The 21960-nt window shown below is 72.0% G+C and carries 20 protein-coding genes; 13 read left to right on the forward strand and 7 right to left on the reverse strand.

Annotated features, from left to right (window positions below; translation table 11 throughout):
• The first annotated feature begins 3 nt into the window (after positions 1 to 3).
• The 4 genes from ABEB12_RS22720 (at position 4) to ABEB12_RS22735 (ending at position 6147) form a co-directional block, all read left to right on the forward strand.
• A complete protein-coding gene (locus ABEB12_RS22720; protein ID WP_185060083.1) occupies positions 4 to 894 on the forward strand; it encodes a LysR substrate-binding domain-containing protein in 891 nt (296 codons plus the stop codon).
• 644 nt (positions 895 to 1538) lie between these two features.
• Entirely contained in the window at positions 1539 to 2915 is a 1377-nt protein-coding gene (locus ABEB12_RS22725) for an MFS transporter (protein ID WP_185060084.1), read from the forward strand.
• A complete protein-coding gene (locus ABEB12_RS22730; protein ID WP_185060085.1) occupies positions 2912 to 5272 on the forward strand; it encodes a sulfatase-like hydrolase/transferase in 2361 nt (786 codons plus the stop codon). The genes ABEB12_RS22725 and ABEB12_RS22730 overlap by 4 nt, the downstream gene beginning before the upstream one ends.
• 29 nt (positions 5273 to 5301) lie before the next feature.
• Positions 5302 to 6147: a formylglycine-generating enzyme family protein gene (locus ABEB12_RS22735; protein WP_185061252.1), complete on the forward strand. Its 846-nt coding sequence runs from the start codon at positions 5302 to 5304 to the stop codon at positions 6145 to 6147.
• A gap of 10 nt (positions 6148 to 6157) precedes the next feature.
• Here ABEB12_RS22735 and ABEB12_RS22740 read toward each other — a convergent pair whose 3' ends face one another.
• A complete protein-coding gene (locus tag ABEB12_RS22740; RefSeq protein ID WP_185060086.1) occupies positions 6158 to 7159 on the reverse strand; it encodes an aldose epimerase family protein in 1002 nt (333 codons plus the stop codon).
• Between the two features lie 191 nt (positions 7160 to 7350).
• Here ABEB12_RS22740 and ABEB12_RS22745 point away from each other — a divergent pair, with 191 nt between their 5' ends.
• From ABEB12_RS22745 to ABEB12_RS22755, 3 genes are all read left to right on the forward strand, one after another.
• On the forward strand, positions 7351 to 7566 hold the full coding sequence (locus ABEB12_RS22745) for a hypothetical protein (RefSeq protein ID WP_185060087.1): 216 nt from the start codon (positions 7351 to 7353) through the stop codon (positions 7564 to 7566).
• A gap of 134 nt (positions 7567 to 7700) precedes the next feature.
• On the forward strand, positions 7701 to 9032 hold the full coding sequence (locus ABEB12_RS22750) for an MFS transporter (protein WP_221497619.1): 1332 nt from the start codon (positions 7701 to 7703) through the stop codon (positions 9030 to 9032).
• A gap of 10 nt (positions 9033 to 9042) precedes the next feature.
• Positions 9043 to 9954, forward strand: coding sequence for a LysR substrate-binding domain-containing protein (locus tag ABEB12_RS22755; protein WP_185060088.1), 912 nt, complete (start codon positions 9043 to 9045; stop codon positions 9952 to 9954).
• Position 9955: 1 nt separating this feature from the next.
• Here ABEB12_RS22755 and ABEB12_RS22760 read toward each other — a convergent pair whose 3' ends face one another.
• Positions 9956 to 10951: a cation diffusion facilitator family transporter gene (locus tag ABEB12_RS22760; RefSeq protein WP_345703057.1), complete on the reverse strand. Its 996-nt coding sequence runs from the start codon at positions 10949 to 10951 to the stop codon at positions 9956 to 9958.
• A 163-nt stretch (positions 10952 to 11114) separates the two neighbouring features.
• Here ABEB12_RS22760 and ABEB12_RS22765 point away from each other — a divergent pair, with 163 nt between their 5' ends.
• The 6 genes from ABEB12_RS22765 to ABEB12_RS22790 all read left to right on the forward strand — a co-directional run bounded on the left by ABEB12_RS22765 (position 11115) and on the right by ABEB12_RS22790 (position 17416).
• Positions 11115 to 12536, forward strand: a complete 1422-nt coding sequence (locus ABEB12_RS22765) for a vitamin K epoxide reductase family protein (protein WP_185060090.1) — start codon at positions 11115 to 11117, stop codon at positions 12534 to 12536.
• A 169-nt stretch (positions 12537 to 12705) separates the two neighbouring features.
• Positions 12706 to 13566: a Scr1 family TA system antitoxin-like transcriptional regulator gene (locus ABEB12_RS22770; RefSeq protein WP_185060091.1), complete on the forward strand. Its 861-nt coding sequence runs from the start codon at positions 12706 to 12708 to the stop codon at positions 13564 to 13566.
• 374 nt (positions 13567 to 13940) lie between these two features.
• Positions 13941 to 14786, forward strand: coding sequence for a MoaF C-terminal domain-containing protein (locus ABEB12_RS22775; protein ID WP_185060092.1), 846 nt, complete (start codon positions 13941 to 13943; stop codon positions 14784 to 14786).
• A 27-nt stretch (positions 14787 to 14813) separates the two neighbouring features.
• On the forward strand, positions 14814 to 15569 hold the full coding sequence (locus ABEB12_RS22780) for an SDR family oxidoreductase (RefSeq protein WP_185060093.1): 756 nt from the start codon (positions 14814 to 14816) through the stop codon (positions 15567 to 15569).
• 18 nt (positions 15570 to 15587) lie between these two features.
• A complete protein-coding gene (locus ABEB12_RS22785; RefSeq protein WP_185060094.1) occupies positions 15588 to 16376 on the forward strand; it encodes an SDR family oxidoreductase in 789 nt (262 codons plus the stop codon).
• Between the two features lie 86 nt (positions 16377 to 16462).
• Entirely contained in the window at positions 16463 to 17416 is a 954-nt protein-coding gene (locus ABEB12_RS22790; RefSeq protein ID WP_185060095.1) for an AraC-like ligand-binding domain-containing protein, read from the forward strand.
• On the opposite strand, the gene ABEB12_RS22795 is transcribed toward ABEB12_RS22790, so the two are convergent.
• The 5 genes from ABEB12_RS22795 to ABEB12_RS22815 all read right to left on the reverse strand — a co-directional run bounded on the left by ABEB12_RS22795 (position 17413) and on the right by ABEB12_RS22815 (position 21893).
• A complete protein-coding gene (locus ABEB12_RS22795; protein ID WP_185060096.1) occupies positions 17413 to 17859 on the reverse strand; it encodes an SRPBCC domain-containing protein in 447 nt (148 codons plus the stop codon). The genes ABEB12_RS22790 and ABEB12_RS22795 overlap by 4 nt on opposite strands.
• Positions 17860 to 17874: 15 nt before the next feature.
• Positions 17875 to 19101 carry an MFS transporter gene (locus ABEB12_RS22800; RefSeq protein ID WP_185060097.1) on the reverse strand — a complete coding sequence of 409 codons (1227 nt, stop codon included), beginning with the start codon at positions 19099 to 19101 and terminating at the stop codon, positions 17875 to 17877.
• Between the two features lie 83 nt (positions 19102 to 19184).
• On the reverse strand, positions 19185 to 20411 hold the full coding sequence (locus ABEB12_RS22805; protein ID WP_185060098.1) for a sigma-70 family RNA polymerase sigma factor: 1227 nt from the start codon (positions 20409 to 20411) through the stop codon (positions 19185 to 19187).
• Entirely contained in the window at positions 20408 to 20743 is a 336-nt protein-coding gene (locus tag ABEB12_RS22810; RefSeq protein ID WP_185060099.1) for a YciI family protein, read from the reverse strand. Before ABEB12_RS22810 ends, ABEB12_RS22805 begins: the two co-directional genes overlap by 4 nt.
• Positions 20744 to 21101: 358 nt before the next feature.
• Positions 21102 to 21893: a MoaF C-terminal domain-containing protein gene (locus ABEB12_RS22815; RefSeq protein WP_185060100.1), complete on the reverse strand. Its 792-nt coding sequence runs from the start codon at positions 21891 to 21893 to the stop codon at positions 21102 to 21104.
• Positions 21894 to 21960 lie beyond the last annotated feature (67 nt).

The raw sequence follows: 21960 nt of genomic DNA on the forward strand, positions 1-21960 counted from the left end.
CCGGTGGAGCGGCGGCAGTTGGAGTACTTCCTGGCCGTGGTGGAGCACGGCGGGTTCACCAACGCCGCGCGGGTGCTTCACGTGGCGCAGCCGTCGCTGTCGCACGCGATCGCCGCGCTGGAGTCGGAGCTGGGCGGGGCGTTGTTCCACCGGCTCCCGCACGGCGCCGTGCTGACCGCGGCCGGGGATGCGCTGGTGGCGCCGGCGCGGCAGGTGGCGCGCGACCTGGCGACGGCGGCCTCGTCGGTGCGCGAGGTGCTGGGGCTGTCCGGCGGGCGTCTGGACATCGTCGCCCAGACGACGCTCGCGGTGGACCCGCTGGCCGGCCTGCTGGGGGAGTTCCTGGGTAGGCACCGGAACGTGGAGGTGCGGGTGACCGACCCGGAGCAGGGCGCCCGGGTCAGCCACCTGGTGCGCAGCGGCGCCTCCGAACTGGGGCTGCTGGACGCCCGCATACCGGTGCCCGACCTGGCCGGGATCCTGCTCGCCGAGCAGGACCTGCACCTGGTGCTCCCGCCGGCGCACCCCGACCCCCCGGAGGAGCCGGCCCGGCTGGCGGACCTGGGCGCGCTGCGGTTCGTCGCCCCGCCGAAGGGCACCGCCACCCGCGACATCCTGGACGACGCCCTGCGCGAGGCCGGGGTGGAGCCGGTCATCGCGGTGGAGACCGCGCACCGGGCGATGATCGTGCCGCTGGTCCTGGCCGGTGGCGGGGCCGCGCTGCTGCCCCGGTCGATGGCCGCCGACGCGGCCACCAAGGGCGCGACAGTGCTGCGCACCGAACCGGCGGTCCGGTTCCGCGCGCGCCTGGTCTGGCGCCCCGGACCCCTCTCCCCAGCAGCCGACCGATTCGTCTCCCTGGCCCGCCCCGCCCCCATCCTCCCGATTCAGTGACTTCAGCACGCTGATTCAGTGACTTCAGCACGTCGGTTCAGTCACTTCAGCACGCTGATTCAGTCACTTCAGCACGTCGGTTCAGTGACTTCAGCACGGTGATTCAGTCACTTCAGTAGGGCGGTTCAGTGACTTCAGCAGGGGCGGCGCGAGGATTGCCGCGACGGGCTCGGCTGGGTTGGGTGCCGGGTTTGGGCGCGGCCTGTCGCGTGGGGTTGAGGCGGGGCGTCGGGCGGCGACGGCCAGGGCGGGCCAGAGGAGAAATACTTGCCGTTCCGGGAGCTTAGCGATCTTGAGTTGGGTTCGCGACCCACTGCCGATCGCTCGGGGCGGGACCGACCCTGAGCGCGCTGGTCACGCGGCGCGTCACGGCCGGCCACCCCGTCCCAGCGCCCTTGGGTCGACCTGCTGAACCGCCCTGCTGAAGTGACTGAACCGACGTGCTGTAGTCACTGAATCAGCGTGCTGAAGTGACTGAATCGGCGTGCTGAGGTCACTGAATCGCGGGGGAGGGGTATAGACGGGTTGAATGGGATCGATCGGATATTGGTCTCGGTCCGGGCGCGCCAAACGTTGTCGCGGGCCGAACCGGCTTGCGAGTGTGGTTTGCGACACATCGACCGCCAGCCACCCGGAGTCTCGCCATGAGTTTTACCGCCATCGACGATGCTCCGGTCGGCCGGTTCCATCGCAAGCTCGCCATGGCGTGCAGCGGGGGGCCGCTGCTGGACGGCTATCTCCTGGGCATCGTCGGCATAGCGCTGACCGGGATCAGCGCCGAGATGCGGCTGGACACGACCACGGCGGCGGTGGTCGGGGTGGCCGCACTGGTGGGGATGTTCTTCGGCGGCCTGGTGTTCGGCCCGATCACCGACCGGGTCGGCCGCAAGACCATGTACACCCTGGACCTGCTGGCGTTGATCATCGCCTCGGCGCTGTCCATGTTCGTCACCGAGACCTGGCAGCTGATCGTCCTGCGGTTCGTGATCGGGGTGGCGATCGCGGCGGACTACCCGATCGCCACCGCGCTGCTCACCGAGTGGCTGCCCCGCCGGCACCGCGCCCGGATGTTCACCTCGGTGATCATCATCTGGTACGTCGGCACCGCGTTGGCCTACCTGGTCGGCTACCTGGTCATCGAGATCCTCGGGGACGCCGGCTGGCGGTGGATGCTGGGCAGCTCCACGATCCTGGCGGTGGCGGTGTTCCTGCTGCGGATCGGCACGCCCGAGTCGCCGCGCTGGCTGGTCGCCTCCGGCCGGGCCCAGGAGGCGGCCCAGGTGGTGGAGAGCACGCTGGGCACCCCGGTCGCCGAGGCCGAGCTGGCCGCGCTGGCCCCCGAACCCACCGCCTCGCGGGGCAGCATCGCCGCGCTGTTCCGGGGGATCTACCTGCGCCGGATCACGTTCGTGGTGATCTTCTTCAGCTGCGCGATCATCCCGCTGTTCGCGTTGCTGACCTTCGGGCCCCAGCTGCTGGGGTCCCTCGGCCTCGGGCACGGGAACCTCAGCAACCTGGGCACCGCGGTCATCAACCTGGTGTTCGCCCTGGGCTGCCTGCCGGCGATGCGCCTGCTGGAGACGGTCGGCCGGCGCAAGACGATCATCTGGTCGTTCGCGCTGATGGTGTTGCCGCTGCTGGTACTGGGCGCGTGGAGCCACGCCCCCGGGGTGATCGTGGTCATCCTGTTCTGCCTGTACGCGCTGTTCTCGGGCGGCCCGGGAATCCTGGAGTGGGGTTATCCCAACGAGCTGTTCCCCACCCACGTCCGCGCCGCCGCGGTCGGCATGGCGGTCGCGCTGACCCGGTTCGGCGCCGCGATCGGCACGTTCCTGGTCCCGATCTCGCTGGTGAGCCTGGGCACCTCGGCGACGATGTACATCGGCGCCGGCATCACCTTCGTCGGCTTCCTGGCCTGCGTGGCCTGGGCGGAGGAGACCCGGGACCGCTCGCTGGAGGACACCGGCGCCAGCGTTCCCGCCCCCAGACCCGTCCCGTTGACCCGGGGGGAGACCGCGTGACCGGCTTCCGGGGCGACCGCCACGTGCTGCCCGAGCCCGACCCGGTGACCGTGGTGACCACCGCGCTCGGCATCCACGAGCAGACTGCCCCGTTCACGGCGGTGGCCCCGACCCAGCCGCCGCCGGGCGCGCCCAACGTGGTGATCGTGGTGCTGGACGACCTGGGTTTCGGCACCTCCAGCTCGTTCGGCGGGCCGTGCGAGATGCCCACCGCCGACCGGTTGGCCGACGACGGGCTGCGCTACACCCGGTTCCACGTGACCGCCCTGTGCTCGCCCACCCGGCAGGCGTTGATGACCGGGCGCAACCACCACTCGGTCGGCATGGGTGGCACGACCGAGATGGCGACCGCCGCGCCCGGCTACAACGGGTTCCGGCCCCGCAGCGCCGCCACGCTGGCCCAGATCCTGCAGGGCAACGGCTACAGCACCGCCGCGTTCGGCAAGTGGCACCAGACCCCGCCGAGGGAGATCAGCCCGGTCGGGCCGTTCGACCGCTGGCCCACCGGGGAGGGGTTCGACACCTTCTACGGGTTCATGGGCGCGGAGATGAACCACTGGTACCCGCTGCTCTACCGGGGCACCACGCCGGTGGAGCCCACCCGGAGGCCGGAGGACGGCTACCACCTGTCCGAGGATCTCGCCGACCAGGCCATCGACTGGGTGCGCACGCAGCGCGCACTCACCCCCGGCCGGCCGTTCTTCACCTACCTGGCATTCGGCGCCTCGCACGCCCCGCTGCACGTGGCCCCCGAGTGGCAGCGCCGCTACCGGGGCCGGTTCGACCACGGCTGGGACGCCCAGCGCGAGCTCACCCTCGAGCGGCAGAAACACCTCGGCGTGGTGCCCGAGGAAGCCGAGCTCGCCCGGTGGGCCGACGGGGTGCCGCACTGGTCCCAGCTCTCGGACAACCAGCGCGCGCTGGCCTGCCGGTTCATGGAGACCTTCGCCGGGTTCACCGAACACGCCGACGCCCAGGTCGGCCGGTTCGTGGACGCCCTGGCCGAGCTGGGCGAGCTGGACAACACGGTCTTCCTCTACCTGCTCGGGGACAACGGCGCCTCGGGGGAGGGCGGCATCGAGGGCACCACGGTCGAGCACCGGCTCGGCCACGGAGTGGTGGACGACCCGGAGGCGATGATCGCCGACCTGGACGCCATCGGCGGCCCCCGCACCTACCCGATCGCCCCGGTCGGCTGGGCGCTGGCGCTGAACACCCCGTACCAGTGGACCAAGCAGGTCGCCTCGCACCTGGGCGGCATCCGGGACGGGCTGATCGTGCACTGGCCGGCCGGCATCGCCGAACGCGGCGGGCTGCGCCACCAGTTCCACCACGTCATCGACGTGCTGCCCACGGTGCTCGACTGCGCCGGCATCCCCGAGCCCACCAGCGTGGCCGGCGTGGCCCAGAAGCCGGTCGAGGGCGTCAGCATGCGCTACACCTTCGACGGCCCCCGGGCCGCCGACCGGCGCCGGACCCAGTACTTCGAGATGTGCGGCAACCGGGGCATCTACCACGAGGGCTGGATGGCCGTGACCCGCCACGGCATCCCCTGGCAGATGGTGCCCGAGGCCGGGCGGAGCCTGCGCGCCGACCGCTGGGAGCTGTACCACCTCGACCGCGACTGGACCCAGGCCCACGACCTCGCGGACCGCCATCCCGACCGGCTGCGTGAGCTGCAAGAGCTGTTCCTGATCGAGGCGGCGAAGCACCAGGTGTTCCCGCTCGACCCCCGGGTCACCGAGCGGGAGAACCCGACGCTGGCCGGGCGCATCGACCTGCTGGGCGATCGCCGCGAGGTCACCTACTCGGCCGGGATGCGCCGGTTCACCGAGGAGACCACGCCCAACGTGAAGAACCGGTCGCACACCATCGCCGCCGACGTGGAGATCCCGGCCGGGGCCGGCGGCGTGATCATCGCCCAGGGCGGCCGGTTCGGCGGCTGGTCGCTGTACTGCGTGGACGGGCGGATCCACTACGACTACAACTACTTCGACCTGGAGCACTACACGGTGCGCACCGCCGAGGCGCCGCCCCCGGGCCGCCACGACGTGCGCGTCGAGTTCCACTACGACGGCGGCGGGTACGGGATGGGCGGCACGGTGGTGGTCACCGTGGACGGCGTCAAACGGGCCGACGGCCGCGTGGAACGCACGATTCCCTACTACTTCTCCTTCGACGAGACCCTGGACGTCGGCGTCGACCTGGGCACCCCGGTCACCGACGACTACCCGCCCATCGACAACGCGTTCACCGGAACCGTGCACACCGTGCGCATCGAGCTCGACGGACTCGCCCCGGACCCGGACCCGTCCGCCGAGACTGCCAGGGAACGCCGCATCCTCGCCGCGCAGTGACCCGGGCGGAGCGGGAGGTGCTCCGCGGGATGGTGCTCATCCCCGGCGGGGAGTTCCGCATGGGTGCCGAGGATTCGGAGGCCTCACCGGCCGACGGCGAGGGCCCGGTACGGGTTGTGCGGCTGGACCCCTTCCACATCGACGCCTGCGCGGTGACGAACCGCCAGTTCGCCGGGTTCGTCAAGCACACCGGCCACCGCACCGACGCCGAGCGCCACGGCTGGTCCTACGTCTTCGACGGGTTGCTCATCCCGGCGGGCCGGGCCCACGTCCGGCCCGGCACGGTGCCCGGGGCGACGTGGTGGCGCCCGGTCGACGGCGCGTTCTGGCGGTCCCCCGAGGGCCCCGGTTCCTCGGTCGCCGAGCGCCCGAACCACCCGGTGGTGCACGTGTCCTGGAACGACGCCGAGGCCTACGCCGGCTGGGCCGGCAAGCGGCTGCCCACCGAGGCCGAGTGGGAGAAGGCAGCGCGGGGCGGCCTGGACGGCGCCCGCTACCCGTGGGGCGACGAGCTCACCCCGCGTGGCCGGCACCGCTGCAACATCTGGCGGGGCGATTTTCCCGCGCGCCACACCGGCCACCTCGGCACCTGCCCGGTCAACGCCTTCGGCGCCAACGGGTACGGCCTGTACAACGTGGCCGGCAACGTGTGGGAGTGGACCTCGGACCGCTGGTCCACCGGCTGGCACCGGGCCGACACCCCACGGACCCGGGTCAACCCGCGCGGCCCGGACGACGGGGACAGCCGGGTCATCCGGGGCGGCTCGTACCTGTGCCACCACAGCTACTGCAACCGCTACCGGGTCGCCGCCCGCACCTACAACACCCCGGACAGCGGCACCGGCCACATGGGCTTCCGCTGCGCCGCCGGCTGACCCGCCCCGGTCAGCCCAGCACTCCCAACCGGAACGTGATGCGGGACCGGTACAGCTCGCCCGGGCGCAGCACCGTGCTGGGAAATCCGGGCCGGTTCGGCGAGTCGGGGAAGTGCTGCGGCTCGATGCAGAAGGCGTCGCCCTGGCGCACGGTCCGGCCGCCCCGGGTCACGATGCTCCCGTCGAGGGCGTTGCCGGTGTACAGCTGGAAGCCCGGCTGGTCGGTGAGCACGGTCAGGGTCCGGCCGCTGCCCGGTTCGTCGACCCGGGCGGCGAGGCGCATCCCGGACGGCGGGCCGTCCAGGACCATGGTGTGGTCGAAGCCGCGCGCGCGGAGCAGCTGTGGGTGGTCCCGCCGGGTCCGGGTGCCGAGGTGTCCACCTTCGCGCAGGTCGAACGGGGTGCCGTCGACCGGGGCGATCTCCCCGGTGGGGATCAGCCGGTGGTCGACGGGCAGGTAGTGGGCGGCGGGGATGTGCACGAGGTGCCCGTCGGTGGACCCGCCCCGGCCAGTGAGGTTGAAGTAGCTGTGGTTGGTGAGGTTGACGACGGTGGGCCGGTCGGTGCGCGCGGTGTGCTCGATGTCCACCGCGCCGGTGCGCACCGTGTACGTGACGGCCACCTCGAGGTTTCCGGGGAAGCCGTTCTCGCCGTCCGGGCTGGTGCGGCGGAAGGTGACGGAGCGGCCCCCGCCGGGGAGCGTGCGCACCGGGTCGGCGTCGAAGATCTGCTGGTCGAAGCCGTGCGGCCCGCCGTGCAGCGCGGCGCCGTCCTGGTTGGTGGGGACGGAGTAGCGGTTGCCGTCGATCTCGAAGGTGCCGCCGGCGATGCGGTTGGCGTAGCGGCCGATGGTGGCGCCGAGGCGCGCCCGGTCGCCCCGGTAGTCGTCCGAGTCCAGGCCCAGCACCACGTCGGCCGACGTCCCGGCCCGGTCGGGGGTGCGCAGGCGGGCCAGCCGGGCGCCGAGCGGGACGACGGCCGCCTCGATGCCCGGTGCGCGCAGCTCGATCACCGGATGCTCACGAGCACAGGGTAGCGGCCGAGCCGTCACGCTATCGGGCTGATGACCAGCGCGATCGTTGCCGACCTTGGTATAAATGTGACCGGTGAGACGAGAGTGACTCAAGCGTGAGTCGTGCTCACCCCGGGTAAAGGATGGATCGGCGGTCTCTGATGAACGTCAAAAGGCTCGTTGGATGGGCCGTGGTCATTTTCGTGCTGTTCTGGATTATTTCCGCCCCGGGCAACGCGAGCGGTTCGGTGAACAACCTGTTGTCGAACCTGAATGACGCCGGGACCTCGATGACCAACTTCGTGGGCGGCGTCATCGCGACCGACGGGAGCCGCTCGTACGACCGGGACCGCGACGACCGGGACCGCTCATGGGGCCACGACCGGGACCGCTCCGACCGGAACTAAGGCGCGTCCCGCGGGCGCGCCCGATTGATACCCGTTCCGGCGGTAATGAGTGCCGATTCTGGTCTTGGACGAAACATTTTCGCGCTCTCTACGGTGAACGTCATCACAGGCGTGATCCAACGAGGGGTTGATTCATGTCGACATCGCGGTTCGCCCCGGACGAGACCATGGCGAGGAAGGCGGGCCTTGCCGCCTTTGTCGGCACGACGATCGAGTGGTACGACTTCTACATCTACGCCACGGCATCGGCGCTGGTGTTCGGGCCGTTGTTCTTCAGCAATGCCGATCCGGGCGTGGCGACGCTGCTGTCGTTCGCCACCTTCGCGGTCGGGTTCCTCACCCGGCCGTTGGGCGGGATCGTCTTCGGCCACCTCGGGGACCGCTTCGGCCGCAAACGCGCGCTGATCGCCACACTGTTGCTGATGGGCGTGGCGACCTGCTGCATCGGGATGCTGCCGACCTACTCGGCGATCGGTGCGATGGCGCCGGTCCTGCTGATCGTGCTGCGGCTGCTGCAGGGGCTGGCGGTCGGCGGTGAGTGGGGCGGCGCGGTGCTGATCGCCACCGAGCACACCACCAGGGAGCGGGGCTTCCTGTTCGGTGCCTTCGCCCAGCAGGGCTCGCCGGCCGGGCGGATCCTGGCCACGCTGGGATTCCTCGCGGTGACCGGCGCCCTGCCGGAGGAGGCGCTCCTGGAGTGGGCCTGGCGGCTGCCGTTCCTGTTCTCCGCCGTGCTCGTCGTGGTGGGGCTGGTGTTGCGCCTGAGCCTCCGGGAGACGCCGGAGATGCTGCGCATGCGGCGGGAGAACCGGACCGCCCGGGTGCCCGTGGTCGACCTGCTCCGGCACGGGCGGACGGAGCTGCTGCTCGGGGTTTTCGGCATGCTTTGCGTGTTCGTGGTGGTCTACGCCCGCGACACGTTCGCGCTGTCCTGGGCGACGTCCTCGCTCGGCTTCGCCAAGGAAGAGTTCCTGTCGATCATCCTGATCGCCAGCGTGGTCCAGTTCTTCGTGCAGCCCTTCGGTGCGGTGCTCGCCACCCGGGTACCGGTGCGCCGGCTGGTCACCATCCTGCTGGCCCTGGAGATCCCGGCCCTGGCCCTGATGTTCGTGCTGATCTCCACCGGCAACTGGGTGTTGGCGATGCTCGGCGCGGTCCTCGCCACCGTTCCCGACGTGATGTTCTACGCGGTCATGGCGGGGATGCTGGCCCAGGCGTTCCCCGCTCCGGTCCGCTACACCGGCATCTCGGTCACCTACGGACTGTCCGGGGCGCTGTGCGGCACCACCCCGATGATCCTGCAGTGGCTGTTCGACTCGTCCGGCTCCATCGTGTGGCCGGTCGTGTTCGGCGTGGTGACCACCGCGGTCTCCCTGTTCTGCTCGCGGGCGCTGCTCACCCGGACGGCCACCGCCGACGACGCGGCCGTGCCGGCCGGGACGGCGAGTCCCCTGACCCCTGGGTAATAGTGGTGGGGTGGAGCTGTACCAGGTGCGGGCCTTCCTGGCGGTCGCCGAGGAGCTGCACTTCGGCCGGGCCGCCGAGCGGCTCCACATGGCGCAGCCGCCGCTGAGCCGGATGATCAAGAGCCTGGAGCGCGAGCTGGGCGCGCGGCTGTTCGACCGCACCACGCGGAGCGTGCGGCTGACCGCCGCCGGCGACGCCCTGGTGGTGCCCGCTCGGGCCGTGCTGGAGAGCATCGAGACCGCGGAGCGGGCCGTCCGCTCGGCGGGGCGGGGGGAGACCGGCCGGGTCCGCATCGGCTTTGCCGGGGCGTCCTCGCACCTGCTGATCGCCGCCCTCGGCCAGCTGGTCCGCGAACGCCATCCGGGCATCGAGATGGTGCTGCGGAGCAACACCTACAGCCACGCCGCCCTGCGGGGGGTGATCGACGGGAACCTGGACCTCTCGATCGCCCGCTGGCGCACGCGGCCCGAGGGCATCGCCTATCGGGCGGTCGCGGAGGAACACTTCGTGCTGGTGGTGCCCACCGGCCACCGGCTGGCCGGGCAGCGGCGGGTGGCCATGGCCGACTGCCGGGACGAACCGTTCGTCACGCTGCCGCACGACCCCGGTTCCCGCGCCCGGGATGTGCTCATGGAGCTCGCGGCCACCGCCGGCTTCGCGCCCATGATCGCGCAGACCGCCCCGGACACCTGGACGTCGCTGGCCCTGGTCGCCGCGGGCGTCGGGATCGCGTTGACGTACGACACGGCGGTGGCCAACGTCGTGCAGACCGGGATCGTGATGATCCCGCTGGCGGAGGGGCGCGACCCGACCTACCAGTACCTGGCCTGGCGCACCGACGACGGCAACCCGGCCCTCGCCGCCGTTCTGGCCGCCTCCGAGGTGGCCCTCCCGACCCCGGAGCTGCCGGCCGACGACTAGCTCACTCGGCCGGCTGGGGCTTGCGGTGGATCTGGCCGTGGCTGTCCTGGCAGTGCGCGAGGTTGGCGACCGGGAGCTGGAGCGCGGGATCGGTTGCCGGGTGCTCGCCGGCGCCCACGTGGTCGACCTGCAGGGTGGTGTGGGTGATCTCGTAGTCCCGGGCCAGCATCGCCTCGAGCTCGCGGCGCACCGCGTGGCAGTCGGCGGACCGGTCGACCAGCACGTGCGCCGACAGCGCGGGCTGCCCCGAGGTGATCTCCCAGACGTGCAGGTCGTGCACCTCCTCGACCCGGGCCAGGCCGACCATCCGCTCGCCGATGTCTCCCGGGTCGACCCCGGCCGGCGCCGCCTCCAGGAAGATCCGGCCCGACTCCCGCACCAGGCCGACCCCGGCGCGGACCATCAGTACCACCACGACCAGCGACGCCACCGCGTCGAGCTGGGTGATGCCGGTCAGCATCACCGCCGCGCCGGCCACGGCCGTGGCGATGAACGCGAAGAGATCGTTGAGGACGTGCTGGAACGCCCCCTCGACGTTCAGGCTGGACCGGTTGGCCTTGCTGATCGCCCAGGTGGCCGCCAGGTTCACCGCGATTCCGACCAACGCGGTGACCAGCACCAGCAGGCCCTCGACCTCGGGCGGGTCGAACAGGCGCCGGACCGCCTCGTAGGTCAACCACGCCGCGAGGAGCAGCAGCGTGAGGCCGTTGGCCTGCGCGGAGAGGATCTCCGCGCGCCGATAGCCGTAGGTGAACCGGCCGCGCGCGGGCCGGGCGGCCAGCCGGAGCGCCACCAGGGCGAGCACGATCGACGCGGCATCGGTGAGCATGTGCGCGGCGTCCGAGAGCAGGGCCAGCGAGTTCGCCAGCAGGCCCACGACGACCTCGGCGCACATGAACGCCGTGATCAGGACCAGTGCGATGACCAGCCAGCGTCGGTCCGAGTCGGCGGACACCCCGTGCCCGTGTCCATGCCCGTGCCCGTGTTGCTCAGCCAACGTGCACCTCCGGCGGTGAAGCATTCACGCATGCGCAACTGTGCATGCTTTGGTAATCGTAGCGGTGCCTCACCCCATGCCGGTGGCGCGGGGTCCGGCTCTGCTAGCGTCCCGGACCTGCTTGCCGGCGCTCCCCTGCCCCTCCCGGCGGATGGACCCAACGATGAACCTGGACGACCACGGCGGAGTTCGCGTGCGCCCCGAGCCGCGCGGCCGCGCCCGGCGGGTCGGGGCGTTTCGTCCGGATCTGCCGATACCTCGGCGAACTCCTCCGCGCGCCGCCGAGGGCGTTTCCGAGGGCGGGGCCAGTCCTTGGCTGGGGTGGCTGCTCGCGCTCGGGGGCGGCCTCGGGCTGCTGACCGCGCTGGTGCGGGGCGCCGAGAAGATCGGCCTGTTCGGCGGCCCTCCGCCGGTCACCGACCCGATGTCCTCGCTGAACCCGCTGATCGGGATTGCCGGCTTTGCGCTGGTCACCGCGGTCGGGATGATCCTCACGGCGGGAGTGGCGCTGCCTCGGCGGCTGTGGCTGGGCCTGCAGGCCACGATCACGGTCGGCGTGGTGTTCACCCACTGGCTGATCTTCCGGAACCTGTACCTGCTCGACGCCTTCTGCACGTACTGCCTCATTGCCTGCGCGCTGATGGTCCCGCTGTTCTGGGGCACGACCGTGCACACGGTGAACCGAGGCTGGCTTCCGGTGCCGGCGCCGTTCCACGGCATCGCCCGGGCGTTGACCGAGAACCACCGGACCGTGCTCGCGGCCTGGTACCTGCTGATCGCGGCGCTGCTCTACTCGGACAGCGACTGGTACGAGCGCAACCCGCCCGGCGACGGTGCGCTGGCCGCCGTCGCGCTCATCTGCGGGGCCACCGTGATGGGCGCCTGGCTGGCCAACCGCTACGCCGACCGGATGGGCCTGTGGCTCTCCCTGGCGTCGGCGATGATGATGGTGACCGCGCTGACCGACATCGTTCCGGACGTGTGGCACGACGCCGAGGAGTCCGGCCTGGCGCTGTGGATTCCCGCCCTGGCGATGGCGTTCGGCTTCCTGGTGATCACCTACTTCACCCGGGGGAGCTGCGGACATGGCCACGGTGACGACCCCCGGGACGACCACCGACCCGCCGCCGGCCGCCACCGGCTGATCAAGGCGACCGCCACCCCCGCCGCTTTCGGCGGCGTGGGCGCCGCGGCGGCGTTGACGGTGCACCGGGTCATCGAGGGAACGACGCTGGCACTGACCCCTTCGGCCGCCGTGATCGCCGCGCTCGCCGTCCACTCGGCGAGCGAGGGACTCGCGCTGGCCGCGCTCCTGCGCGAGTCGAGGGAACGGGTGGCGCCGTGGCTGGTCATCTCGGTCGCCGGACCGGTCGCCGGAATCATCGCCGCCACCGTGAGCCCGCTGCCCGAGACGCTGGTGCCGGTCCTGCTCGCCGTGGTGGGCGGCGTGCTGCTGCGCACCGCGATCGTGGGCGTCAAGCTCGCCGCCGCCAAACGCCGGGCCGGGGAACTGCGGGACTGGCACATCGCGGTCGCCGCGGTTTCGGCGACGGCCTTCGGCGCGCTGATGCTCTTCGCCCACTGAGCGGCTCGGCCCGCCGCGGGAAATGGCGTGTCGGGTGGCCGACCGGGTGACTTGCCGCGTCGGGGCCGTTAAGGTGCGGGAACGTTCTGGTCGGTCTTGGTGTGCGGCCGGCGATGGGGACCGCCGGCTCGTCTGCCAGCGAGCCGCCGTGGGGGCCTTCTTGGGTGACATGACGCGGCCCGGTGATTCCACCGTGGTCCGGTTGGTGCTGGGTGCACTGCTGCGTCGCCTGCGTGAGGCCCAGGGAATTTCCCGCCGGTGTGCCGGTGACTCGATACGGGTCTCGGAAGCGAGGATCAGCCGGATCGAGCTGGGCCGGATCGGCCATCACCACCACCGCGACGTCGCCGACCTGCTGAGCCTGTACGGCGTGCACAGCGGCCGGGTGCGCGAGGCGTTGCTGACGCTGGCCAAGCAGGCGTCGGAGCCGGACCGGTGGAACCGGTACAACGACGTGCTGCCGGCCTGGTTCGGCACCTACATCGGGCTCGAGCAGGCCGCCAGCACGATCCGCAGCTACCAGGTCCACTGCGTGCCGGGGCTCTTGCAGATCGCCGACTACGCCCGGGCGGTGATCGGTCTCGGGCACCCCGACGCCTCCGACGACGAGATCGGCCGGCGGGTGGACCTGCGGCTGGCCCGCCAGGACATCCTTGTGGGGCCGAAGGCGCCCAGGGTGTGGATGGTCGTGGACGAGGCGGCGCTGCGCCGGTCGTTCGGCGGCCCCCGGGTCATGCGCAACCAGTTGACGCACCTGCTCAAGCTCAGTGAGCTGCCGAGCGTGACCCTGCAGACGGTGCCGTTCAACGCCGGCGGGCAGGCCGCGGCCGACGGCCCGTTCATCCTCCTGCGTTTCCCCGACCCGCACGTGCCCGACCTGGTCTACCTGGAACAGCTGACCAGCGCGCTGTTCCTGGACCGCCCCGCCGACGTGGACATCTACACCATGATGATCGACCGGCTCTCCGCCGTGGCCCTGTCCGTGGCCGAAACCCGCGACTTCCTGTTCGAGCTCATGAACGAGATCTAGGTCCCCTCATGTGCTGATGGACCGTGTTCGCGGCCGGACGCCAGGGCGGCCGTCAGTTCGCCGAGATCTACCTCAGCGGGGCCTGGCTCAAGATCGAAGCCCGCTGAGGTAGAGCTGAGCGTGGGAATGCCGTCCAGGCCGTCTTTCGAACGTAGGGCACCCACCCGAGCGACAGGGCGTGCTCGATCGGCGTAGCGCTCGATGACATCGGGTCCGCGCGCAACGACAAGGCGGGTACGGCCGGCGGCGAAATACTCCCGGGCCATGGGCGGATCCGGTTTAGCGGAGAGCGTGGCTGCGCCGGCACCGGCCGACGTCTACCGCGCGCTGCGCACCGACCGGGAACGCGAACCCACCCCGAGGGAGGGGGCCACATGACCGACCTGTCGGACACCTCGAACTGGCTGCCGCTGGACGGGCTGGCGCCCGGGTTCGACGCCTACAAGGCGGCGCCGTCGAGCGCGCTGGCCGACCGGGAGGTGGTGGTCGTCGACGACCGGGGCACCCGGATCGTCCACCGCTTCGATGCCGACACGGTGGCCTGGACCTATTCGCCCGGCACCGGCGACCCCGTCCCCGAGTCGGCCGGGCGGGACCGCTACGAGGCGTTCGACGTGGCGGACGGGCTGGTCTACGCCCAGTTCCAGCACACCGACCGGCCCGAGGAGACGGTCGGCCTGCTGCTGGACTTCGGCACCGGGCACACCCTGGCGGTGCTCACCACGATCGGTGCCCCGGAGCCGGGGCGGACCCGGGTTCGCCAGCTCTTCGCCCCCGGGCGGATCGAGGGGGTGGCGGTGCTCGGCCCGGCCCCCGCGCCGAGCACCGCGCTGGTCGGCCGCCGGGTGATGTGGACCTACAGCGCGGAGCACACCTACGAGCACGTCTACCTGAGCCCCCGGTGGTACACCTGGCAGTGCCTGGCCGGGCCGGAGCGCGGCCTGGCCGACACCGACGAGCAGACCACCTACCAGCTGCGCCCCGGGATCTACGTGTTCTGCTGGCGGGAGAAGGTCATCCCGTGCGCCTCGCTGACCGTGGCCGACCACCGTGACCAGCGGGCGCTGCGTTCCCACGGCGTCCTGTTCGGCCTGGACCAGACCGGCCGGCGGCCCACCCACTTCACCTTCGGCGCGTTCGGCCGGCTGCTGAGCAACACGGTGCACCCCGCCGGGCTGGACCCGGCCGACGGCGGCGCCGGAGAGGGAAACGACGCATGAGCCCGGCGCCGCACTGCGGCTACTGAGATGGATCTACAGCTGCGCGGCCGGGTGGTCGTGATCTCCGGTGCCGCCTCCGGCATCGGCCGGGCCTGTGCCTGGGCATTTGCCCGGGAGGGCGCCCGGCTCGGGCTGCTGGACATCGACGTGCCGGGCGGGCACGCGGTGAAGGAGGAGCTGACCCGGGCGCTGGACGCCGAGGTCGCCTTCGTCGCCGCCGACGTCGCCGCCGAGCCGGAGGTGGCCGCCGCCGTGCAGTCGGTGGCCGCCCGCTACGACGGGCTGGACGTGGTGGTGGCGTGCGCGGGCATCTCCGGCCCGTTCGGCCGCTCGATCGACGAGATCACCGGGTCGCAGTGGGACGCGGTGCTGGCGGTCAACGTGCGCGGTCCCTTCCTGCTGGCCAAGCACGCCCGCCCCTACCTGGCCGGGTCGGCGGTGGCCGCCGTGGTGCTGCTCGCCTCGGACTCCAGCTTCGTGGCCGCGCCCGGCATGCTGCCGTACAACGCCTCCAAGGGTGCCGTGCTCCAGCTGACCAGGGCGCTCTCCGTGGACCTCGCCGAATGGGCGATCCGGGTCAACTGCGTGTGCCCTTCGGTCGTGGACACCCCGATGGCCCGCGCCGACCTGGGCGGGCTCGCGGGTTCGGCGTTCCCGGTGCAGACCGCCGCCCAGGTCGCCAACCACGTGCTCTACCTGGCCTCCCCGTGCTCCGCGCCGGTGAACGGCACCAGCCTGGTGTCCGACTTCGGCTACCTGAGCCGGTCGGCGTTCCCGGCCTGACCCACCGAAGGAGTCCCCATGTTCGACGGCAGGAAGGTCCTCATCACCGGCGGCGGCACCGGCATCGGGGCGGCGGCCGCCGCCCGGTTCCGGGCGGAGGGCGCGCGGGTGGCGGTGCTCGGCCGCCGGCCGGCCCCGCTGGACGAGGTAGCCGCGCGTACCGGCGCGTTGCCGCTGGTCGCCGACGCGGCGGACCGCGCGGCGATCGAGGACGCGGTGCGAACCGTGGTCGCCCGGTACGGCGGGCTGGACGTGGTGGTGGCCAATGCCGGCGGCCACGGCCTCTCGGCCGTCGGCGACACCGACGACGCGGACTGGGAGCAGAGCCTGCGCTCCAACCTGACCAGCGCTTTCGCCACCGTTCGGGCGGCGCTGCCGGAGCTGGTGAAGAGCCGGGGGAGCGTGGTCGTGGTCTCCTCGCTGGCCGGGTTGTTCGCCGGGCCGTCGGTGGCCGGCTACACGGTCGGGAAGCACGCGCTGATCGGGCTGACCCGGAGCCTGGCCCGGGACTACGGCCGCCACGGGGTACGGGTGAACGCGGTGTGTCCCGGCTGGGTGTGCACCCCGATGGCCGACGAACAGATGGACGCGCTGAGCGCGGCGGCCGGGCTGGCCGACCGGGAGGCGGCCTACCGGCGGGTGACCGAGAACGTGCCGCTGGGCCGCCCGGCCCGGCCGGAGGAGATCGCCGCCATCATCCGCTTCCTGGCCTCGGACGACTCGTCGTACATCACCGGTTCGGTGACCGTCGCGGACGGCGGGGCGCACGCGGTGGACCTGCCCACGATCGCCTTGGCGACGACCTAAGCGCTATCACCCGGAAGTGGGCTATAACATACCAGATCATATACGATGCCCGGCGCCCGCAATGTCGCGGTCTAAGGAGGTGCGTCGTGGCCGACGGAGTCATCGCCTCGGTAGCCGAGACCTTCGCCGACTGGCATGCCCTGGTCTCGGCATCCTTCGTCCCGCTCGAGGTCAGCACCGACCGGCCCGACGGCTTCCGGGCCGGCATCCGCACCCAGGTACTGGACGGGGTGTCGCTGTCCGAGATCACCGCCGCCGGCCACAGCGTCCAGCGCACCCCCGCGTTGATCGCCCGGGGCGGGCCGCACATGCTCAAGCTGAGCCTGCAGCTGTCCGGCACCGGGTTGCTCGTCCAGGACGGCCGCGAGGCCGTGCTCTCCACCGGTGACCTGGCCGTCTACGACACCAACCGGCCCTACACGCTGGCCTTCGACGACGACTTCCAGGCGATGGTGGTGATGTTCCCGCACCACTTCATCGCGCTCCCGCCCGAGGAGATGGGTCAGCTGACCGCGGTGCGGATGGCCGGCGATGCCGGGCTCGGGCGGGTGATCAGCCCGTTCCTCGTGCAGCTGGCCCGCAACCTGGACCAGCTCTCCGGGGGCAGCGGCCTCCGCCTGGCCCACAACGCGCTGGACCTGCTGACCACGATGTTCGTCGACGAGCTCGGAGCCGGCGGGCACCAGGCGCGGGGGCGCAACCACGAGCTGCTCGACCGGGTCCGGCACTACATCGACGCCAACCTCGGCGACCCCGGGCTGAACCCGACCACGGTGGCCGCCGCGCACTTCATCTCCGCCCGCCACCTGCACACGCTGTTCCGGTCGGAGGGCACGACCATCGCCGCCTGGATCCGGGCCCGCCGGCTCGAGCGGTGCCGCCGCGACCTGCGCGACCCGGCGCAGTGCGCGCGGCCGATCGCCGCGCTGGCCGCGCGCTGGGGTTTCCTGGACGCGGCGCACTTCAGCCGGGTGTTCAAGGCCACCTACCAGGTGCCGCCGAGCGAGTACCGGGCCCGGGTCCTCGGCGTTCTGCTCTAGCCCGGCTTCGGGATGGGTTGGCCGGTGCCGGCGGTGATGAGGCCCTTCAGGCTCTGGTTGATGTAGAAGTCCCAGCCGCGCGTGCAGGCGTCGTAGCACTCGACGGCCGGCCGCAGGCCGTGGTGGGTGAACCGGAGGCCGGCCCCGTCCGGGGTGCGGGTGATCTCGAAGATCACCCGCGTTCCGGTCCACTCGTCGTGGTCCTCCACGAAGCTCAGGTGGCTGTCCAGGACCTCCCACACGACCCTCGCCCCGGTGACCTCGGTGAGGCGGAACCGGCACCACAGCGAACCGTGGTCGGTGAAGGTGAACTCGTCACCCACCTCGGCGGTCCCGCCGTCGATTCCCTCGTTCCACCATCCCCGGACGTCCGTGACGGCGTCGAAGACCCGCTCGGGGGAGTTGGGTACGGAGATCTCGTAGGTCGCGCTGTTGTCGCTCATGGCTGCTGCTCCGTTCTATCGGCCGGCCGTTGCGGCCGGTTCGGGGTCGGTGACCGGGTTGTCGGCCGTGGGTGGCTGGAGGCGGCCGGTGGCCCAGGCGACCGGGATGGCGGTGAGGGCGATGACCAGGCCGGCGAGGATCGCGGCCGAGGCGGTGAAGGCGCCGACGGCGACGCCGCCGGCGAAGGAGCCGAACGCGATGCCCAGGTTGATCGCCGACGCCGGCAGCGACTGGGCCAGCGGGGCGCCGGGGCCGGCCAGGGCGACCACGCGGTACTGCAGCGACGGCCCGGCGCCCATGGTGCACACGCCCAGCCCGAGCAGCAGCAGCCCCACCAGGACCGGGTTGGCCCCGAACAGGTAGAGCGCGGCCAGCGACCCCACGGTGCCGGTGGCCGCCACGACCAGGGTGCGAGCGGCGTTGCGGTCGGCGAACCGGCCGCCGCCGAACGAGCCCACCGCCGTGGCCACGCCGTAGGCCAGCAGGAACACGCTGACCAGCGCGCCGGAGATGCCGGTGACCTGCTGCAGGAACGGCACGATGTAGGTCAGCGCCGCGAACGTCGACCCGAACAGCAGGGCGCACAGGGCCAGCACCGCGAGCACCCGGGGGGCGAAGGCGTACCTCACCTGCCCGCCGACTCCGCTGTCGCCGCCGCCGGGCACCGACGGGACCAGCGCCACCGTGGCGACCAGCATGACCGCGACGAGCACGACGATGGCGATGAAGGAGGCGCGCCAGCCAACCACCTGGCCGAGCAGGGTGCCCAGCGGCACGCCGGCCGCGGCGGAGACGGCGAAGCCGGAGATGACCACCGCGAGGGCGCGGCCGGCCCGGTCGGGCGGGACCACGGCGATGCCCACCGTGAACGCGGCGGCGTCGAACAGTCCGGCGAAGGCGCCGGTGAGGGTCCGGGCCGCCAGGGTGAGGTCGTAGCTGGTGCTCAGCGCCACGACCAGGTTGCAGCCGATGGCCAGCAGGAGCGTGCCGCACAGGATCGTGCGGCGGTCCAGCCTGATCGTCAGTGCGGTCAGGATCGGGCCGCCGATGCCCAGGCCCAGTGCGAAGCCGGTCACCAGCGTGCCGGCGGTGGGGACGGAGACCCCCAGGTCGCCGGCGACGAGGTCGAGCACGCCGACGATGAGCAGCTCGGAGCTGCCCATGACGAAGGCTCCCAGGAAAAGCACGGCCAGAGCTCGGGTGGCCCTTCGGGGGCTCACCGCTGCTTGTTGGGTACTCATGGGGCTTCCCTCCCGATTTGGTGGAATGTGCCCCACCGACGAAGGAGGTCGCCCGGAATCGACATCGGGCGGAAAAACTTTCCTCAGACCTCGCGGAGGCGTTCGGAGAGGTAACGCCGCTCGGCCTCGGTGGGCGCCAGCCCCAGGGCCTGCTCGTAGGCCGCCCTGGCCTCGGCGGCCCGGCCGGCCCGGCGGAGCAGGTCGGCCCGGGTGGCCGGCAGCAGGTGGTACCGGTCCAGCCGGCCGGACGACGCGAGCTCGTCCACCAGGGCCAGGCCGGCCGGGATGCCGTCGGCCATCGCCACCGCGACCGCGCGGTTGAGGTCCACGACCGGCGACGGCGCCAGCCGGGCCAGCTCGGCGTACAGGGTGGCGATCTGGGGCCAGTCCGTGCTCGCCGCGTCGGGCGCGGTCGCGTGGCAGGCCGCGATCGCGGCCTGCACCTGGTAGGGGCCGCTACGCCGGGCCGTGAGCGCCTGGTCGAGCGTCCGCACGCCCTCGCCGATCAGCGTCCGGTCCCAGCGTGACCGGTCCTGGTGCTCCAGCGTGACCAGCACACCGTTCCGCGTGCGGGTCGTCCGGCGGGCCTCGTGCAGCAGCATCAACGCGAGCAGTCCGCGCGGCTCGGGTTCGGGCGGCATCAGCCGGACCAGGACCCGGTTCAGGCGGATGGCCTCGGCCGCCAGTGCCCGCCGCAGGTCCCCCTCGTCCGCATCGTCGTAGCCCTCGTTGAAGATCAGGTACAGCACCGCGAGCACGGAAGCGAGCCGCTGGGGCAGGAGCTCGGCCGGCGGGACGCGGTAGGGGATGCCGGCCTCCCGGATCTTGCGCTTGGCCCGGACCAGGCGTTGCGCCATCACGGGCTCGCCGGTCAGGAACGCGCGGGCGATCTCGGCGGTGGTGAGGCCGGCCAGCGTGCGCAGGGTGAGCGCGACCCGGGCCGGGAACGGCAGCGCGGGGTGGCAGCAGGTGAAGATCAGCCGCAGCCGGTCGTCCGGGATCTCCTCCACCGGCGGCTCGTCCGGGGTGCGGTCCAGCACGGCCAGCTGGCGGAGCTTGGCCGCGCCGGCGGTGTCGCGGCGCAGCCGGTCGGTCGCCCGGTTGCGGGCCGTCGTGGTGAGCCAGGCGCCGGGGCGCTTCGGGACGCCGTCACGCGGCCAGGTCGCCATCGCGGCGGCGAACGCGTCCTGCGCGCAGTCCTCGGCCAGGTCCCAGTCACCGGTGAGCCCGATCAGGGTCGCGACCACCTGGCCCCACTCGTCGCGGTAGGCGGCGTCAACGGCGGTGCGAACGTCGTCCGGTGCGGTCATTCCCAGACCGGGCGGATCTCGACCCCACCCCGGCGCGTGTACGGATGGCCGGCGGCGATCTCGATCGCCTCGTCCAGGTTCGCGCACTCCACCATCACCACGCCACCCACGAAGTCCTTGGTCTCGGCGAACGGCCCGTCCGAGACCAGGGTCTCGCCGTCGCGGAACCGGACGGTGGTCGCGTCCACCACCGGCCGCAACCGCTCGCCCATCAGCTCGGCGCCGCGCCGCGCCAGGTCCGCCTCCCAGGCCTGGTGCACCGGGTCGGCGGCCATCTCCTCGTTGCTCGGCGGGTCGGTCTCGTCGTCGCAGATCAGCAGCACGTACTTCATGCCGCCGATTCTGCTCCTAACTGTCCCGCCAATTTGGGTGGTTGCCGCTGGGTTGGGTGGCGGCTGGCTTGACGGACGGCTTGGACGGCGCGGCTTGGCCGGTCTGGCGGGGCTTCGAGTGCGCCGGTGACGTTCCAGCCGGGTTGCCCTCCCCACCGATGCCACGGTGCGTGACGATCGGGTCGCCGCGCGGGCCCGGTGCGCCGCCGACATCGACGTCAGTCTGGTTCGATCATGCTACTGACCAGATTGGTGTCGATGTCGCGGAACGCTTTCCGGTCCAGCTTTCACCACGGGGTCATCCAAGGCGCGGTAGGCCGGCCCAGCCGTGCTGTCCAGGCGAACTTTGAAACACGTCCTACACCGGCTGGATGTCGGGGTAGGTGACCGAGCCGAGGGGGTAGATGTAGCCGCCGGCCCGGCTGTGCGCCACCTCGCCGGTCCCGTCCAGGCCGAGGAAGATGCCGGTGGTCATCAGCTGGTAGCCCAGGTCGTGCAGCCACACGCTGGCCACCGGGATCTTGAACTCGCGGAAGCAGAACAGGTAGAGCCCGCCGTCGAACCTCCACACGGTGGACAGGTCCACGTCCCCGTGCCCGCGTTGCACCCCCTGCAGGCACTGCCAGGCGTAGCGCTGCCCCGACAGGTAGACGTGCTCGTAGAGGTGGCTGGGGCTGTAGCGGTACACGTTGCGCCGGCCGATCAGGTCCCGGGAGGGGCCGGGCTCGGGGCCGGACACCGCCACGCCGTCCACCGTGCCGGCACAGAAGCGCTGGCCGACCTGGGGCACGTCCGGCTCCGGGTGGGCGGCGATGGCCGAGTGCACCGCGACCGCCCGTCCGGTCTGGCCCGACCACACCAGGGTCAGTGCCTCCCGCCGCCGGGCCGGGAGCGGAACGTTCACGAAGTGCACGTCCGGGCGGACCGCGACCGCGTCGTAGGGGTCCCGGGAGCCGGGTCCGGCATCGCGCTCCCACTCCACGGTCTCGGCGTCGTGGAAGCGCAGGTCCAGGCGGCCGCCACCGTCCAGCGTGAGCCGCAGCCGCCGGCCGGTGAGGTCCTCGGCCGGCAACCGGTAGGTGTCGATCCCGGCGGCGAACTCGTCGTAGGTCCGCCATTCATCCTGGTCGAGCCGAGGGTCAGGCGTCATGGCGGCACGTTAGGCACGCGGCCGGGCCCCGCCTTGACTGTCTCGGCACACCGCTTGCCGGTGCGCG

This window comes from Actinospineispora eucalypti (assembly GCF_039543365.1).
Taxonomy (GTDB): domain Bacteria; phylum Actinomycetota; class Actinomycetes; order Mycobacteriales; family Pseudonocardiaceae; genus Pseudonocardia; species Pseudonocardia eucalypti.

What these genes read in the sequence shown, in the direction of transcription:
- ABEB12_RS22725 (WP_185060084.1), top strand. Translation starts at nt 1,539, where the DNA reads ATGAGTTTTACCGCCATCGACGATGCTCCGGTCGGCCGGTTCCATCGC.
- ABEB12_RS22735 (WP_185061252.1), top strand. Translation starts at nt 5,302, where the DNA reads ATGGTGCTCATCCCCGGCGGGGAGTTCCGCATGGGTGCCGAGGATTCG.
- ABEB12_RS22750 (WP_221497619.1), top strand. Translation starts at nt 7,701, where the DNA reads ATGTCGACATCGCGGTTCGCCCCGGACGAGACCATGGCGAGGAAGGCG.
- ABEB12_RS22765 (WP_185060090.1), top strand. Translation starts at nt 11,115, where the DNA reads ATGAACCTGGACGACCACGGCGGAGTTCGCGTGCGCCCCGAGCCGCGC.
- ABEB12_RS22770 (WP_185060091.1), top strand. Translation starts at nt 12,706, where the DNA reads ATGACGCGGCCCGGTGATTCCACCGTGGTCCGGTTGGTGCTGGGTGCA.
- ABEB12_RS22775 (WP_185060092.1), top strand. Translation starts at nt 13,941, where the DNA reads ATGACCGACCTGTCGGACACCTCGAACTGGCTGCCGCTGGACGGGCTG.
- ABEB12_RS22780 (WP_185060093.1), top strand. Translation starts at nt 14,814, where the DNA reads ATGGATCTACAGCTGCGCGGCCGGGTGGTCGTGATCTCCGGTGCCGCC.
- ABEB12_RS22785 (WP_185060094.1), top strand. Translation starts at nt 15,588, where the DNA reads ATGTTCGACGGCAGGAAGGTCCTCATCACCGGCGGCGGCACCGGCATC.
- ABEB12_RS22795 (WP_185060096.1), bottom strand. Translation starts at nt 17,859, where the DNA reads ATGAGCGACAACAGCGCGACCTACGAGATCTCCGTACCCAACTCCCCC.
- ABEB12_RS22800 (WP_185060097.1), bottom strand. Translation starts at nt 19,101, where the DNA reads ATGAGTACCCAACAAGCAGCGGTGAGCCCCCGAAGGGCCACCCGAGCT.
- ABEB12_RS22805 (WP_185060098.1), bottom strand. Translation starts at nt 20,411, where the DNA reads ATGACCGCACCGGACGACGTTCGCACCGCCGTTGACGCCGCCTACCGC.
- ABEB12_RS22810 (WP_185060099.1), bottom strand. Translation starts at nt 20,743, where the DNA reads ATGAAGTACGTGCTGCTGATCTGCGACGACGAGACCGACCCGCCGAGC.
- ABEB12_RS22815 (WP_185060100.1), bottom strand. Translation starts at nt 21,893, where the DNA reads ATGACGCCTGACCCTCGGCTCGACCAGGATGAATGGCGGACCTACGAC.